This is a genomic window from Rhizobium sp. KNZ2-6A (assembly GCF_056755475.1).
In genome coordinates, this window is the sequence record NZ_JBNDIC010000023.1 from 32326 (window position 1) to 47224 (window position 14899).

Annotated in this window: 14 protein-coding genes; 8 read left to right on the top strand and 6 right to left on the bottom strand. The window is 62.0% G+C overall.

The features are described 5' to 3' along the window. The first annotated feature begins 2 nt into the window (after window positions 1-2). Entirely contained in the window at window positions 3-1244 is a 1242-nt protein-coding gene (locus tag ACPYOP_RS17120) for an RNA polymerase sigma factor (protein ID WP_481411613.1), read from the top strand. Between the two features lie 5 nt (window positions 1245-1249). Here the strand turns inward: ACPYOP_RS17120 and ACPYOP_RS17125 are convergent, their stop codons facing one another. Then, entirely contained in the window at window positions 1250-2209 is a 960-nt protein-coding gene (locus tag ACPYOP_RS17125; protein ID WP_481411558.1) for a lysylphosphatidylglycerol synthase domain-containing protein, read from the bottom strand. Window positions 2210-2304: 95 nt separating this feature from the next. Between ACPYOP_RS17125 and ACPYOP_RS17130 the strand changes: the two genes are divergently transcribed. Continuing rightward, the gene (locus tag ACPYOP_RS17130) at window positions 2305-3324 is read left to right on the top strand and encodes a glycosyltransferase family 2 protein (RefSeq protein WP_481411614.1); all 1020 of its coding nucleotides are present in this window, start codon (window positions 2305-2307) and stop codon (window positions 3322-3324) included. A 50-nt stretch (window positions 3325-3374) separates the two neighbouring features. Then, window positions 3375-3995 carry an NUDIX hydrolase gene (locus ACPYOP_RS17135; protein ID WP_481411559.1) on the top strand — a complete coding sequence of 207 codons (621 nt, stop codon included), beginning with the start codon at window positions 3375-3377 and terminating at the stop codon, window positions 3993-3995. Here the strand turns inward: ACPYOP_RS17135 and ACPYOP_RS17140 are convergent, their stop codons facing one another. Further along, window positions 3996-5363: an aspartate aminotransferase family protein gene (locus tag ACPYOP_RS17140; protein ID WP_481411560.1), complete on the bottom strand. Its 1368-nt coding sequence runs from the start codon at window positions 5361-5363 to the stop codon at window positions 3996-3998. A gap of 289 nt (window positions 5364-5652) precedes the next feature. Between ACPYOP_RS17140 and ACPYOP_RS17145 the strand changes: the two genes are divergently transcribed. Then, a complete protein-coding gene (locus tag ACPYOP_RS17145) occupies window positions 5653-6993 on the top strand; it encodes a glutamine synthetase family protein (protein ID WP_481411561.1) in 1341 nt (446 codons plus the stop codon). 5 nt (window positions 6994-6998) lie between these two features. On the opposite strand, the gene ACPYOP_RS17150 is transcribed toward ACPYOP_RS17145, so the two are convergent. After that, window positions 6999-7946 (bottom strand): diacylglycerol/lipid kinase family protein, encoded by a 948-nt coding sequence (locus ACPYOP_RS17150; RefSeq protein WP_481411562.1) that lies wholly within the window; start codon window positions 7944-7946, stop codon window positions 6999-7001. 329 nt (window positions 7947-8275) lie between these two features. Here ACPYOP_RS17150 and ACPYOP_RS17155 point away from each other — a divergent pair, with 329 nt between their 5' ends. Continuing rightward, complete coding sequence (locus tag ACPYOP_RS17155) at window positions 8276-9484, top strand: MFS transporter (RefSeq protein ID WP_481411615.1); 1209 nt, start codon at window positions 8276-8278, stop codon at window positions 9482-9484. On the opposite strand, the gene ACPYOP_RS17160 is transcribed toward ACPYOP_RS17155, so the two are convergent. Next, window positions 9449-9853: a winged helix-turn-helix transcriptional regulator gene (locus tag ACPYOP_RS17160; RefSeq protein ID WP_481411616.1), complete on the bottom strand. Its 405-nt coding sequence runs from the start codon at window positions 9851-9853 to the stop codon at window positions 9449-9451. The genes ACPYOP_RS17155 and ACPYOP_RS17160 overlap by 36 nt on opposite strands. A 104-nt stretch (window positions 9854-9957) precedes the next feature. Between ACPYOP_RS17160 and ACPYOP_RS17165 the strand changes: the two genes are divergently transcribed. After that, window positions 9958-10971 carry a zinc-binding alcohol dehydrogenase family protein gene (locus ACPYOP_RS17165; RefSeq protein ID WP_481411563.1) on the top strand — a complete coding sequence of 338 codons (1014 nt, stop codon included), beginning with the start codon at window positions 9958-9960 and terminating at the stop codon, window positions 10969-10971. Window positions 10972-11324: 353 nt separating this feature from the next. Then, on the top strand, window positions 11325-12698 hold the full coding sequence (gene mgtE / locus ACPYOP_RS17170) for a magnesium transporter (protein ID WP_481411564.1): 1374 nt from the start codon (window positions 11325-11327) through the stop codon (window positions 12696-12698). Between the two features lie 52 nt (window positions 12699-12750). On the opposite strand, the gene ACPYOP_RS17175 is transcribed toward mgtE, so the two are convergent. After that, window positions 12751-13272 (bottom strand): Lrp/AsnC family transcriptional regulator, encoded by a 522-nt coding sequence (locus ACPYOP_RS17175; protein WP_481411565.1) that lies wholly within the window; start codon window positions 13270-13272, stop codon window positions 12751-12753. A gap of 96 nt (window positions 13273-13368) precedes the next feature. Here ACPYOP_RS17175 and ACPYOP_RS17180 point away from each other — a divergent pair, with 96 nt between their 5' ends. Further along, window positions 13369-14283, top strand: coding sequence for a DMT family transporter (locus ACPYOP_RS17180; RefSeq protein ID WP_481411566.1), 915 nt, complete (start codon window positions 13369-13371; stop codon window positions 14281-14283). 86 nt (window positions 14284-14369) lie between these two features. Here the strand turns inward: ACPYOP_RS17180 and ACPYOP_RS17185 are convergent, their stop codons facing one another. Then, window positions 14370-14897 carry a GNAT family N-acetyltransferase gene (locus tag ACPYOP_RS17185; protein ID WP_481411567.1) on the bottom strand — a complete coding sequence of 176 codons (528 nt, stop codon included), beginning with the start codon at window positions 14895-14897 and terminating at the stop codon, window positions 14370-14372. Window positions 14898-14899 lie beyond the last annotated feature (2 nt).

Consider the following 14899-nt stretch of genomic DNA (forward strand, 5'->3'; position numbering starts at 1 on the left):
CACTGAACCAGACCATCGAAAGCATCTATCGCAGCCATTCGCGCCGCGTGCTGGCAACGCTGATCCGTCTGCTCGGCGATTTCGACCGGGCCGAGGAAGCGCTCCACGATGCTTTCGCGGCGGCGGCGCAGCAATGGACTGACGAGACGATCCCGGCAAATCCCTATGCCTGGCTCGTCTCGGCCGGTCGCTTTCGCGCCATCGATCATATCCGGCGCCGGACGCGCTTCGACGCAGCCCGCTCGGACATTACAGACAGCCTTTATCCGGAGGGAGAGGCGATGGAAATCGCCGAAAACGAAGAGATCGAAGACGACATGCTGCGGCTGATCTTCACCTGCTGCCATCCGCTCGTGCCTGCCGAAGCGCGCATGGCGATGGCGTTGCGCGAAGTCTGCGGCCTGACGACGGAAGAGATCGCCCACGCTTTCCTTATCCCGGCGCCGACTGTCGCCCAACGCATCGTGCGCGCCAAGAACCGCATCCGCGACGCCCATATTCCCTATGAAGTGCCCAGCAAGACCGAGCTGCCGGAGCGTCTGGCGCAGGTGCTGCATGTCATCTATCTCGTCTTCAACGAGGGCTATTCGGCATCATCAGGTTCGGCGATTGTCCGCGCCGACCTCGCGGCCGAAGCCATCCGGCTCGGCAGGCTTTTGCTTCAGCTATTGCCGGATTCGGAGGTCGAAGGATTGCTTGCGATCATGCTGCTGCAGGATTCGCGGCGGAATGCGCGCACCGATGCTGCAGGCGATCTGGTGCTGCTTGTCGACCAGGATCGCGCGCGCTGGGATCATGCCCAGATCAGCGAGGGCCTGACGCTGTCGGCAAGAGCAATGGCGGCCGATGGTGTCGGCAGCTATGCGCTGCAGGCCGCTATCGCGGCGGAACATGCCCGTGCCGTGACCGCTGATGATACCGACTGGCGCCAACTCGTGACGCTTTACGACCTGCTGCTGACGGCGAGCCCCTCCCCAGTGATCGAACTCAACCGTGCGGTCGCCATCTCCATGTGCGACGGTCCGGCGGCGGCACTTTCCATCGTCGACGGGCTGCTGCAGGAGGAGCGCATGGCGCGGTATCACCTCACCCACGCCGCGAAGGCCGATTTCCTCAGGCAGCTCGGACGATCGGACGAGGCGCGGCAATCCTACGAGATGGCGCTTTCGCTGTGTCAGCAGGCGCCGGAACAGGCATTTCTGCGCAAACGCCTGGCCGAGCTTGAGAGCAAGACACGACAATAGCTGGGTCAGCCCCGCTTGCGCGAAACCAGCAATCCGATCGCAGTTCCCGTCAGCGCTGACACCACGATCAACAGGTGGGCATTGATGCTGGCCTGGGCGAGATTTTCGATCGCTGCCTTCTCGCCTGAAGCACCGAAGGCCATGGCGCCGGCGGTGATGCCGGCCGGATAGGTGCCCACACCACCCGGCGCATGCACCGGCAGGACCGATGATAATTCGCCACCGAGCGCACCACCGAAGCTTGCCGAAAGCGGCGTGACGTTCATCAGGCCGAGCGCCCAGGCAAGTACGACGACTTTCACCAGCCAATTGACCACCGTCGTCAGCCAGGCGCGCGCAAAGGCACCGGCATCGACCGGCAGACCGCGTTCCAGCTCGTGGACAAGGCCTTGCGCCTTCTTCGGCAGGATACGTGCGGCAAGGCGGATCAGCGGCCGGCGGGAGGCAAAGCCCACAACGGGCAGCAACAGGAAACCCACCCATACGATCCAGGCCAGGACATGATATGGCGAGGCAAGCGCAAGACCGATGCCGGCGGCCGCCAGCAGCGCATGCAGGTCGAGGAGCCGCATGACGAACAGCGCCGAGGTTCCACGTGCCAGCGGAATGCCGAATTCCGAGCGCATCAGCACCGGAAAGCTGGTTTCGCCGGTACGGAAGGGCATCATGATGTTCAGCAGATTGTGAACCTGCGTCACGCGGAACAGTGCCGCGAAATGGCCTGAAGTTTCCTTTGGGAAATAGTCGTAGATACGCCAGGTGCGCAGGAAATAGGTGCCGGTCAGAAGCGCGAGGGCGAGCAGGATCGGCAAGGCGCCGACCTTGCCCCATTGCGCCAGGATGGAACTCCATCCCCAAAACCATTCGATGAAGGCCGCATAAGCCACGACGACCGCGAGCGTCAGCAGCGTCATTCGGTTGCGAATAAACCAATTCTGTCGGCTGGCAACCGTCGGAGTCTTCATGTAGTTAGGGCACCCAAAGGCGAGCGGAGGCTGAAACCGGACTTCTCGCTCGTTTCGTCCGGCAGGTACTGCCGGTCTTTTAGGAGAAAGAAGTGTTGCAGACAACGGCAGAGTCGACCCTCCCCCAGGCCGATCCGGCAAGCCCTCTCGAGCTTTCGCTGGTCGTGCCCGTCTTCAACGAGGAAGAAAGCGTCGGACCGCTCATCGAGCGCATCTGTGCCGCCATGCGTGGATTTGACAAGTCCTGGGAACTGATCCTGGTCGATGACGGCAGCACGGACGCCACCCTCGTCAATGCCCGCCGGTCGCTTTCGCAAGAAGGGCTGACGCTCCGCATCGTCGAGCTGCAACGCAATTTCGGCCAGACGGCGGCCATGCAGGCCGGTATCGATGCGGCGAACGGCCGCCTGATCGCCACCATGGATGGCGATCTGCAGAACGACCCGAAGGATATCCCCTCCATGGTCGAAGAGCTGGAACGTCGGCAGCTCGACTTGCTCGTCGGCTGGCGCAAGAACCGCCAGGACGGCCTCCTGCTGCGCAAGATCCCCTCCTGGTGCGCCAATTACCTGATCGGCCGCATCACCGGCGTCAAGCTGCATGATTACGGCTGCAGCCTGAAGATCTACCGCGCCTCCATCATCAAGCAGGTGAAGCTGATGGGCGAGATGCACCGCTTCATCCCCGCCTGGGTCGCCGGCGTCGTGCCGAGCTCGCGGATCGGCGAAGTTCCCGTCACCCACCACGCCCGCCAACACGGCACCTCGAAATACGGGATTTCCCGCACCTTCCGCGTCATCCTCGATCTATTGTCGGTGATGTTCTTCATGCGCTACAAGGCGCGGCCCGGCCACTTCTTCGGTTCGCTCGGTCTCGGCCTCGGCGCGCTCGCGGCCCTGGTCCTGCTCTGGCTCTTCATCGACAAATTCATCTTCGGCGACGATATCGGCAGCCGTCCGCTGCTGATGGTCGGCGTCGTGCTGCTCTTGTCGTCGGTGCAGATGATCACGACCGGCATCCTGTCTGAGATGATCGCGCGCATCTACTACCGCGATGACCTCTCGCCGAACTATATCGTGCGCAAGATCTTCGATCGTGACCATCAGGATGTCTAGACGTCTCTCGCCTATGCGCGGGCCTATCCGCAACAGGAGCTGAACCGCGCATGAGCTCGAAAGACGACATCACAAGCCTGCTGTCAGACACCGCGGATCTTCCGCCCTGGCAGACGACGAGCTCAACGCATCTGGTTCATGATCGCTGGCTGAAAGTCCGCGCCGATAACTGCGTGACGGCCGATGGTGTGGAGATAGCGCCTTATTACGTGCTGGAATATCCCGATTGGGTCGGGATCATCGCGCTCGATGCCGAGGATCATATCTATCTCGTCCGGCAATATCGCCATGGATTGGGTGTCGTGGCGCTCGAGCTTCCCGGCGGAGCCATGGATGCGAGCGATGCAAGCCCGGTCGAGGCGGCAGCGCGCGAGTTGCGCGAGGAAACCGGCCTTTCATCCACCGATTGGGAGTATGTCGGCAAGCTTGCACCCAACCCGGCCACGCATACGAACCATTCGCATATCGTCATTGCCCGCAATGTCGAGCTCGCCACCAAGCCGGCGGAGGACCCGACCGAGCGCATCCGCCTGATCCGCATGCCGATCCGCCAGGCGATAGAGCTGGCGCTGGAAGGCAAAATGATCCAGGTCATCCATGTTGCGGCACTGACGCTTGCCCTTCACAAGGCGGGCAAGTGGGAAGTGCCTGCGCCATCGCACAAGCTCTAGTTACGACTTCACTTCCGCCCAGACGGCATCGAGAGCGCCGCGTGCAATGCGCACCATGGCATCCACTTCCTCATGGCTGATGACGAGCGGCGGCGAGGCCAGCATGCGGTCGCCGGTGGCGCGCAGCACCACGCCATTCGCCAGGGCATGGTTGCGCACGGCTGAGCCGATCGCATCAGGCTTTTCGAAGCGGCGGCGCGTCGATTTGTCGGCGGCGAGCTGCAGCCCGCCCATCAGGCCGATGCTGACAGCTTCGCCGACCATGTCGTGATCGGCAAGACTGCCCCATGCCCTCGCGAAATAGGGGCCGATATCGTCACGGACGCGTTCGACCAGCCTTTCCTCCTCGATGATCCGCAGATTTTCGAGGGCGGCGGCCGCGCAGACCGGGTGGCCGGAATAGGTGAAGCCGTGATTGAATTCGCCGATTTCGTTGATCAGCACATCGGCGATGCGGTCGCTGACAAGCACGCCGCCGATCGGCAGGTAGCCTGACGATAGTCCCTTGGCGATCGGCGCGAGATCGGGCTCGACACCGAAATGCTGATGGCCGAACCATGCGCCGAGACGGCCGAAGCCGCAGATCACTTCGTCGCAGACGAGCAGAATGTTCCGTGCCTTGCAGATGCGCGCGATCTCCGGCCAATAGGTGGATGGCGGGATGATGACGCCGCCGGCGCCCTGCACCGGCTCGGCGACGAAGGCCGCGATATTATCCTCGCCCAGCTCGTCGATTTTCGCTTCGAGCTCGCGGGCAACCTTCAGACCGAATTCCTCCGGCGAGAGATAGCCGCCCTCGGCATACCAATAGGGCTGGCCGATATGGACGACGCCCGGGATCGGCAGATCGCCCTGCTCGTGCATGTATTTCATGCCGCCCATGCTGGCGCCGGCAACCGTCGAGCCGTGATAGCCGTTCCTTCGGGCAATAATGGTCTTCTTCATCGGCTTGCCAACCGCACTCCAATAGACCCGCGCCATGCGGAACCAAGTATCATTGGCCTCGGAACCGGAATTGGTGAAGAAGACATGGTTGAACCGCGGCCCGGCATGGGCGCAGACCTTCTCGGCGAGAAGCGTCGCAGGCGTGGTCGTGGTGCCGAAGAAAGTGTTGTAATAGGGCAGCTCATTCATCTGCCTCACAACGGCGTCGGCGATTTCGGTGCGACCGTAGCCGATATTCACGCACCAGAGGCCGGCAAATCCATCCAGATACTTCCGGCCTTCCGCATCGAAGATATAGACGCCCTCGCCGCGCTGGATGACCCGCGCGCCGTCCGCGTTCAACTTCTTCATATCCGCAAAGGGATGAAGATGATGGGCGGCATCGAGGGCGGCGAGATTGGAGCGCTTGGATGTATTGGACATGATTTATTCGAACCCTATTTGAATTGGTGCTTGTCAGGCAAGCCGGTCGACGTTGCGATTATATGCATGGCCCCTCACCCCCAGCCTCTCCGCGTCCAACGGGGAGAGGGAGTTTTCGCGCCAAGTCAGCCGCTTTATTACGGACCGAGATTGATGCGTCCCCTCTCCCCGCAAATGCGAGGAGAGGGCTAGGGTGAGGGGGCCGGCACGAAGCCGCAGCATGGCCAGACTTGACTGAAAGCTATCTTGGTTTACGACCATGCCGTGAGCATTGGGGATTTACAAGAGCATGGCGGCCGACAACGCAACCGAAGGTAACGCGCGCATCGAAGTGCTGATCTCTGACATGAACGGCCGGCTCAGGGGCAAGCAGATCCCGATGGCGGCCGAAAAGAAGGTCTGGGCCGGCGCCGTGCGTCTGCCGACCTCGACGCAATCGCTCGATATCTGGGGCGACGACAATGACGACATCACCGGCCTGTCGCTGACGATCGGCGATCCGGACGGGACCTGCGTTGCCGATGAGCGCACGCTGGCCGACATGCCCTGGGCGCAGCCAGGATCGAAGCAGGTGTTGGCCACCATGCATGAGCTCGACGGCAGTCCGAGCTTTCAGGATCCGCGCGCCATTCTTGCCGCCGTGGTCGATCGCTACAAGACACTCGGCCTGACACCCGTCATCGCGACCGAGCTGGAATTCTATCTGCTGGCTGGAGACTGGCGCGACAGAGGCATCCCCTCGCCGCCGGCAGCCTTGACCTATCAGGGCGAGCCGAACGGCTTCCAGCTTTACGATATGGATGCCGTCGATCTCCTTGACGATTACCTCGAAACGCTGCGCGCTTACGCGCGAGCGCAGGGATTGCCGGCGGATGCGACGACGGCGGAGTTCGGCCCCGGCCAGTTCGAAGTCAACCTGCTGCATCGCCCGGATGCGCTGGCCGCTGCCGACGATTGCATCATGCTGAAACGTGTGGCCGAGCAAGCCGCCCGCAAGCATGGCCTGAAATCGACCTGCATGGCCAAGCCCTACACCGACCATGCCGGCTCGGGATTGCATGTGCATGCGAGCATCATCGATGCCCAGGGCCGCAACGTCCTCGATGCGGCAGGCGGCGAGCCGAGGAGGCTGAAGTCGATCTGCGCTGGGCTGCTGCAGACGCTGCAGGATGCGCAGCTGGTCTTTGCGCCCTATGCCAATTCCTATCGCCGCTTCCAGCCGGGCTCATTTGCGCCCGTCGATCTCACCTGGGGCTTCGGCCATCGCGGCACGGCCGTGCGCATCCCCGAAAAGGACGGGCCAGGCGCGCGTATCGAGCACCGTGTCGCCGGCGCGGATGCCAATCCCTATCTAATGCTGGCGGCAATCCTCGGTGGCATGCTGCTAGGCCTGCAGAACGACCTCGATCCCGGCGGAGAAACCACGCCGTCGCATGTGCCTGCCGATGCGCCGCGTCTGACCCATGACTTCCTGACCGCCGTCGAGCGCTTCCGCGCTTCCGCCTTCATTGCCGATATTTTCGGCGAGCGATATCAGAAGCTCTATGGCGAGACGAAGCATAAGGAAGCGATCCGCTACCTGCGCACGGTTTCCGATTTCGATTACAGGACCTACCTGCCCCGCCTCTGAAGCCGTCAGATGGCGACGCTGTCGACGGCGCCCTCGCGGGCGATGCTGGCGGCGGTCCCGTCTCGGACCATCACCTTGAGTTCACCGGGATGGACCTTGAGCGTCACGTCGCGCTCAAGCGGCAGGAGCTCGCCGTCCATGACGCAGTTCGCAAGATGACGCAGCTTCGGGAAGTGCAGATGCACCTGCGGCGCATGCATGACCATGACGTCGTTGTTTTCGCGCACGCGGCCGCGCAACATGTCGATGGCGAGGCGAGCAACGCCGAGCGGCCGCAGGGGCTTTGCGGTGTAGAAGCCCAACTCGCCGCTGCGCAGGCTATCGGCATAGAGCAGCGCATTGGCGCCGAAGGGATTGTTGGAGACGGAGATCGCCGAGACATGCCGGCGCTCGCGAATATCGCCGGCCTCGAAGTCGACGTCGAATTCCGGCGGATTGGCAATGACGCCGAAAGCAGCCCGCGTGCTGGCGGACATCTTTCCGATGCGCGAGCGATAGGTATAGCCGTTGCGATATCGGACCATGCGCGCGTGCAGGCCCGCCGAAAACTGGTGCACGAAGGCGCGACCGTTGGCGCTGCCGATATCGACATTGTCGACCTCGCCCTTCGCCAGCACGCCTAGGGTCTGCCAGATGTCAAGCGGCAGGCGCAGCGACCGGGCAAAGAGGTTCATGGTGCCGGCCGGAATGACGCCAAGCGCGACGCCGTTCTTCCAGGCGATGGCGGCAGCGGCCGAAATCGTGCCATCCCCGCCGCCGGCAACGATCCCGTCGATATCGTCGCGCCGCGCCGCGCGCTCCATCGCCGAGACGATATTGCGTCCCTCGACGACCACAGCCTCGAAATCGTGACCGGCGTCACGGAAGACCTGCTCTGCCGTCCTCTCGTAGGCGGTCATGTCCGTCGTGCGGAAAGTACCGCCATCACGATTGAAAAAGCCGATCAGTTTCATTGGGGCTCTCGGTTTTTCCGCAAACTTTATTTCAGTAAGGGGCTGAAGCGCTGTGCGCTCCTTCACAAATGGTTCCGGATGAAGCGATTTCAAGAATCGCCATCTCTTCTCGGATTGTGCAGCGCGCACTTATGCATCATACGACATGCTGCACTGCAAGAAATGCACGCGACAGAAGTACCAGCGTCATCGATAGTATCGCGCGAGGCATGTTCGTGCCCTTTCAGTCCCTTATTCCGTCTTGATGCACTGAACGCCGAAACCGGGGTTCGTTGCGCCATTCGCGGCGCTTAGTCCGGTTTGCCGCCCAAGGAGTTTTCGTGAGCGATATCGCCGTCGAGGCCCTCGATACCCAAACCTCGCTGGAAGCGCCGTCGCGAGCCGCCATCGCGCTGGTGACCTTGGCACTGGCCGTCGGCAGCTTCGGCATCGGTACGGGCGAATTCGTCATCATGGGACTTCTGCCCAACGTCGCCAACACCTTCGGCGTCACCACACCGGAAGCAGGCCATGTGATCAGTGCCTATGCGCTCGGTGTCGTCGTCGGTGCGCCTGTTATCGCCGTGCTTGCCGCCAAGATGGCGCGCCGCACACTGCTTCTGCTGATGATGGCGATCTTTGCCGCCGGCAATATTTCCAGCGCCTTTGCGCCGACCTTCGAAAGCTTCACGGCACTGCGCTTCATCACCGGCCTGCCGCATGGCGCCTATTTCGGTGTCGCAGCGCTCGTCGCCGCTTCCATGGTGCCGGTCCATCGCCGCGTGCGCGCCGTCGGGCAGGTCATGCTCGGTCTCACGATCGCGACGCTCATCGGCACGCCGATTGCCACCTTTCTCGGCCAGCAGCTCGAATGGCGCGCGGCTTTCATGATGGTTGGCGCTATCGGTCTTGCGACCATGCTGCTGATCGCCCTCTTCCTGCCGAAGGACAAGGTCGAGGAAGGCGCCAGCATCACCCGTGAGCTCGGCGCGCTGAAGCGCATCCAGGTCTGGCTTTCGCTTGGCGTCGCCGCCGTCGGCTTCGGCGGCATGTTCTCGATCTTCAGCTATGTCGCCACGACGACGACCGACGTCGCCGGCCTCGGCGCCGCCATGGTGCCGGTCGTGCTTGCACTCTTCGGCATCGGCATGAACGTCGGCAATGTCGTCGGTTCGCGCCTCGGCGACATCTCGATCAAGGGAACGATCGGCGGCATGATGATCTTCAACATCGTCATCATGACGCTCTTCTCGCTGACGGCTGCCAATCCCATCATGCTCTGCATTTGCGTCTTCCTGATCGGCTGCGGCTTCGCCGCCTGTCCGGCCGTACAGACACGCCTGATGGATGTGGCCGCGGATGCGCAGACGCTGGCCGCCGCCTCCAATCACTCCGCCTTCAACATCGCCAATGCGCTCGGCGCGTGGCTTGGCGGCCTGGTGATTTCCTGGGGCTTCACGGCGGCTGCGACCGGCTATGTCGGCGCGGTTCTCTCCGTTGGCGGCCTTGCCGTCTTCGCCGTCTCAGTTGGCCTGGAGCGCCGCACCGGACACGCATGAGCCTGCGGGAGCAGCCAGCTCCTGCCTGCCATTGTGGCAGAACACGTTCTCCTCGCCCCATACGGCCATCGCCTTGATGATCGGCCCCAGGCTCGCGCCAAGCGGCGTGAGAGCATACTCGACACGCGGCGGCACGACCGGAAACACGGTCCGTGAGACCAGCCCGGATTCCTCCAATTCCCGCAATTGCTTCGTCAGCATGCGCTGCGTCACCGACGGCAGCTTGCGGCGGATTTCGTTGAAGCGCAGCGTTCCTTCCATCAGGTGAAAAAGAACCACTCCCTTCCATTTGCCATCGAGAAGGCTCAGCGTCGCCTCGACCGGACATCCCGGAAAATTTCCAACTAGCTTAGAGCGGGGAAGCGACATGGACAGTATCCTTTTTGTACCTACGTACAGAATTTGTGCATTCTTGCGCCCTATGATGATAATGCGCATCTAGCCTCTGTGCAACAAAACCAGGAGCTTCTCCCATGCGCGCAGTCGCCTATAAACAACCGCAACCCATTTCCGCAGAGACATCGCTGATCGACATCGAGCTGCCGATGCCCGAGGCAAAGAGCCATGATCTGCTCGTCGAAGTGAAGGCCGTCTCCGTCAATCCGGTCGATGTCAAAGTCCGCGGCAATGTCGCTCCCACCGAGGGCGAATATAAGATTATCGGCTGGGACGCGGCCGGCATCGTTAGGGCTGTCGGTCCCGAGGTCACCATGTTCAAGCCGGGTGACGAAGTCTTTTATGCCGGCGCCATCAATCGTAGCGGCTCAAATGTGGAATTTCATCTGGTTGACGAGCGCATCGTTGGAGCCAAGCCGAAGAGCCTCGATTTTCCGGCTGCCGCTGCACTACCGCTGACGTCGATCACCGCCTATGAAGTGCTATTCGATCGTCTGAAGGTGCAGGATCCCGTCCCCGGCGTTGCCAATACGATCCTCATCATCGGCGGCGCCGGCGGCGTCGGATCCATTGCCATCCAGATCGCGCGCGCCTTGACCAACCTGACTGTCATCGCCACCGCATCCCGGCCGGAAACGCAGGCTTGGGTGAAGGAATTGGGAGCCCATCACGTCATCGATCATTCGAAGGCGCTTGCGCCTGAGATCGAGGCGCTCGGCATCGGTGCACCCGCCTTCGTCTTCTCGACGACCAACACGTCAGATCATACCGGCTCAATTGTCGAGGCTATCGCACCCCAAGGCCGGTTCGCCCTCATCGACGATCCGAAGACGCTCGATGTCGTGCCGTTCAAGTGGAAGGCGGTATCGATCCATTGGGAGATGATGTTCACTCGCCCCCTCTACAACACGGCCGACATGATCGAGCAGCACAAGCTGTTGACGAAGATCGCCGAACTGGTGGATGCCGGCAAGATCAGGTCGACACTGACCGAGACCGCGGGCACGATCAATGCCGCAAACCTGAAGAAGGCGCATGCCCTTGTCGAGACCGGCAAGATGAAGGGCAAGGTCGTTCTGGCGGGCTTCTAAAGACGGAAATTCGTGACAATTCAGGCCGGATGCGGAACATCCGGCCATTACAATTCAACGCATTTGCACGACGTTTTGTTGCATCGCACAAACTTTCAGCCGCCTAAACAAATTTTTACTGCGACATTGTGGCTTTAAACGCTTCCACCTCTTGACTTTTTATGCCTTCGGCGCGACTTCTCCGCACGTGGGGAACAGCGTTTTCCACACCGATCAACCGGAGTCATCTTTCGATGCCTAGCGACAGTAGTAGTCGATTGCCTTTGCCGTCAGTAGCATTCGTGCACTAACCGACTCCTGTCGGCTCGCCACGATCCGCTACGACGGCGGATCGACCGGAAAGGCGAGCTATAATGAACATGAACAGCTTCCCCGTGCGGGCCGGCAACGCCGCTCGTGCATTCATCAATAACAACCGTGCCGTAACCATCGCCGAGCGTGTCGAGTCGCTGAATGCGCTTGGGGCGTCCGAGGCTGCGCGCATCCTCGCCAAAATGCCGGAAGAGCGCGCCGTGCGCATTCTCGACCGGCCGGAACTACGCAACGCAGCCGCCATTCTCGAAGTCATGGGCAATGCGGATGCCGCGCGGCTGCTGCATGGCATGTCCAACGACCGCGTCGCCGACGTGCTGCTCGAAATGGATGTCGAGACGCGCGGACGGCTTTTCGCCACGTTCGACGAGCATGCCCGGCTGGCAATCCAGGGGCTGATGGGCTATCCGCCGCGCACGGCTGGCGGCATCATGACGACGGAATTCGTCAGCGTGCTCGCCAGCTGGACCGTTGCGCAGACGCTCGATCACGTTCGCCAGGTCGAGCGCTCGCGCGAAACAGTCTATGCCATCTATGTGCTCGACGATGAGACGCATGTGCTGCTGCATGTCGTGACGCTGCGCCGTCTCATCACCGGCGAGCCCGATGCCTGTATTCTCACCGTGGCGCAGAAGGGCACGCCGGTCACGGCGCCGCCGCTGATGAAGCAGGAGGATGTCGCCCGCCTGATCCGGCGGCACGATCTGCTGGCGCTTCCGGTCGTGGATGATAAAGGCATGATGCTCGGCATCGTCACCGTCGACGACGTCATCGACACGATGATCGCCGATACGACCGAAGACGCGCAGAAGTTCGGCGGCATGGAAGCACTCGGCCAGCCCTATATGAAGATCAGCTTTGCCGGCATGATCCGCAAGCGCGCCGGCTGGCTCGCAGCCCTCTTCCTTGGGGAAATGCTGACGGCAAGCGCCATGCAGCACTTCGAGGGCGAGCTGGAAAAGGCCGTCGTGCTGACGCTCTTCATCCCGCTGATCATGAGCTCGGGCGGCAATTCCGGCTCGCAGGCAACGTCGCTGATCATCCGGGCGCTGGCGCTCGGCGAACTCAAGCTTTCCGACTGGTGGCGCGTGGCATTCCGCGAACTGCCGACGGGCATCGTGCTCGGCGCGATCCTCGGCCTTGTCGGCTTCGCCCGCATCGTGCTCTGGCAGAATATTGGCCTGTTCGACTATGGTCCGCACTGGCAGCTGGTCGCCTTTACCGTCTTTGCGGCCCTGATCGGCATCGTCACCTTCGGTTCGCTCGCCGGCTCGATGCTGCCGTTCATCCTGCAGAAGCTGCGGCTCGACCCGGCCAGCGCATCGGCGCCCTTCGTCGCGACGCTGGTCGACGTCACCGGCCTGGTGATCTACTTCTCTGTGGCACTGCTGATCCTCAGCGGCACGATGCTCTGAGGGTGACGAAACTCTGACGACAAAAGGGGCCGGCAACGGCCCCTTTTCATTTTCACTCCGGCGCAGGCAGTTTCAGCACGCCATTGGTCTTGAGGGTGCGGATCGCGAAGTTCGAGCGCAGGTCGACCACCCCCGGAAGGACCAGAAGTTTTTCCGACATTACCTTCTCGTAGGCGGCGAGATCCGCCACCACGACCTCCGCCAGGAAATCGGCCGTTCCCGAAATCAGATGGCAGGAGACGATTTCCGGAATGGCGAGCAGTGCCGCCTGCTGCGCTTCGGAATTCTCCTTCGAATGATGGCCGACCTTGAGTTCCACAAAGACCGTGAGGCCAAGCCCGGCCTCTTTGCGGTCGATATCGGCGCGATAGCCGCGCAGAAGTCCCGATTTTTCCAGATTGCGAATGCGCCGCAGGCAGGGCGATGGAGAGAGATTCACCCGCTCGGCGATCTCGACATTGGTGGCGCGCGCATCCTCCTGAAGGCAGTTGAGGATCGCGATATCGAATTTATCCAGTTTTAGCATATCCAACAAACCCAATTGCCAATATTGGCAGATTATTGCTGATAGCATGATTTCTGAGCTATAACTAGCAAGGACATGCCTCGGCCTTCGGCGCTATCTTTTCCTCATTCGAAAGTTAACCGGAACGTTGGAAAGGATATGTCGATGACCGCTTTGTCTCTCTCCACCCGCAAGGCAACCCCAACTGCGATCGGCTATGCGGGCGCCGTCGTCACCGTGTTGATCTGGGCGAACTGGATTCTGGCCACGCGCCATACCGCCGAGACCCAGATGAGCACGATCGACCTCGGCCTACTGCGCTATGGCGTGCCGGCGCTGGTGCTGGCCCCTGTCTGGCGGCGGATCGGCCTGCTACCGAAGGGCGTGCCGCTGAAGCTGCTGGCGCTGATGGTCTGCGGTTCCGGCGCCCTCTTCTTCCAGCTGACCACCCTTGCCATTCAATTCACGCCCGCCTCCTCGGCCGGCATCCTGCTCGGTGGCTCCATGCCGCTGGCGACCGCCCTGATCGGCGTGCTGATCTTTCGCGAGCAGCTTGATGTCACCCGCTGGCTGGGCCTCGGCGGCATCGTCGCCGGGGTCGTGATCCTGCTTGCCCGCAGCCTCTATGGCGTGCAGATCTCCTGGGAGGGCTTCACGCTGCTGCCGCTTTCCGCCCTCCTCTGGGCGAGCTATACTCACGCCTTCCGCCGCTCGGGGCTGAACGCCGTGCAATCCAGCGCCATCATCGCCGTCTGGTCATTCCTGATCCATGTCGGGCTGGCCGCCATCTTCGGCAGCTCGCTGACCTCGGTGCCGCTGCCGGAAATCGGCCTGCAGATCGTCAGCCAGGGCCTGCTGTCCGGCCTCGCCGCCACCCTCGCCTACGGTCTTGCAGTCCAGGCTCTCGGCGGCACGCAGGCCGCGGCCTTCACCGCGATCACGCCGGTGCTCGCCACGATCGGCGGCGGCTTCCTGCTCGGCGAGGAAATCGGAACGGCAGGGATTGCCGCGGCGATCGTGACCGGCGTCGGCGTCGCACTCTCCACTGGCCCGCTCGCCCGGAAGCCTGCCCAACACTAATTCGCACCTTGCGGAAATACGGAGCGGTTCAGCGAAATACTGAATCGCTCTTTCTGTTTGTTCCAACGCAATTCAGGGAACAAGGATCAAAATCGAAGCGCCATTGCCACGCGTCTGGCCGGATCGGCGCCATGGACAACCTCTTTCTCCAGGATCTCAGTGAGAACCACCGGCCTGTCCTCACCCTCCAGGATGCGAAATCCCAGAGACGCGTAGAACGGCGCATTGAAGGCCACCTGCCGGTCCGTCGTCAGCGTGACGCCTGTGGCTCCTTGCGTTCTCGCGGTGGCAATGGCCGTCTCCATCAGCCGGCGCCCGACGCCTCGCTTCTGCCAGCGCCTGACGACATCGATTTCGGCGATATATACAGAGCCGTCCCTACGGATGCCCGTGAGGAAACCGATCGGCTTATCCTCGCCGTCGACGGCAACGAACAGTAATTGCTCCGCCAGGGATTGTTGCAGGACATCGAGAGGCAGGGATGTCGGCTCGCAGCCGACAGCGCCGGCCTCTTGCAGAGCCCCAAAGGCATCGATCTCGATATCAGCAAGCAAATGCAGCTCGTCGGCCCTGGCTGAGCGGATCATCCAGGTGCCGTCTCCGATTTCCGTCATTG

Excerpts from the sequence above, each read along its gene's own strand:
- ACPYOP_RS17125 (WP_481411558.1), bottom strand. The coding sequence starts at position 2,209 with ATGAAGACTCCGACGGTTGCCAGCCGACAGAATTGGTTTATTCGCAAC.
- ACPYOP_RS17180 (WP_481411566.1), top strand. The coding sequence starts at position 13,369 with ATGACCGCTTTGTCTCTCTCCACCCGCAAGGCAACCCCAACTGCGATC.
- ACPYOP_RS17135 (WP_481411559.1), top strand. The coding sequence starts at position 3,375 with ATGAGCTCGAAAGACGACATCACAAGCCTGCTGTCAGACACCGCGGAT.
- mgtE (WP_481411564.1), top strand. The coding sequence starts at position 11,325 with ATGAACATGAACAGCTTCCCCGTGCGGGCCGGCAACGCCGCTCGTGCA.
- ACPYOP_RS17165 (WP_481411563.1), top strand. The coding sequence starts at position 9,958 with ATGCGCGCAGTCGCCTATAAACAACCGCAACCCATTTCCGCAGAGACA.
- ACPYOP_RS17160 (WP_481411616.1), bottom strand. The coding sequence starts at position 9,853 with ATGTCGCTTCCCCGCTCTAAGCTAGTTGGAAATTTTCCGGGATGTCCG.
- ACPYOP_RS17150 (WP_481411562.1), bottom strand. The coding sequence starts at position 7,946 with ATGAAACTGATCGGCTTTTTCAATCGTGATGGCGGTACTTTCCGCACG.
- ACPYOP_RS17175 (WP_481411565.1), bottom strand. The coding sequence starts at position 13,272 with ATGCTATCAGCAATAATCTGCCAATATTGGCAATTGGGTTTGTTGGAT.
- ACPYOP_RS17185 (WP_481411567.1), bottom strand. The coding sequence starts at position 14,897 with ATGACGGAAATCGGAGACGGCACCTGGATGATCCGCTCAGCCAGGGCC.
- ACPYOP_RS17140 (WP_481411560.1), bottom strand. The coding sequence starts at position 5,363 with ATGTCCAATACATCCAAGCGCTCCAATCTCGCCGCCCTCGATGCCGCC.
- ACPYOP_RS17145 (WP_481411561.1), top strand. The coding sequence starts at position 5,653 with ATGGCGGCCGACAACGCAACCGAAGGTAACGCGCGCATCGAAGTGCTG.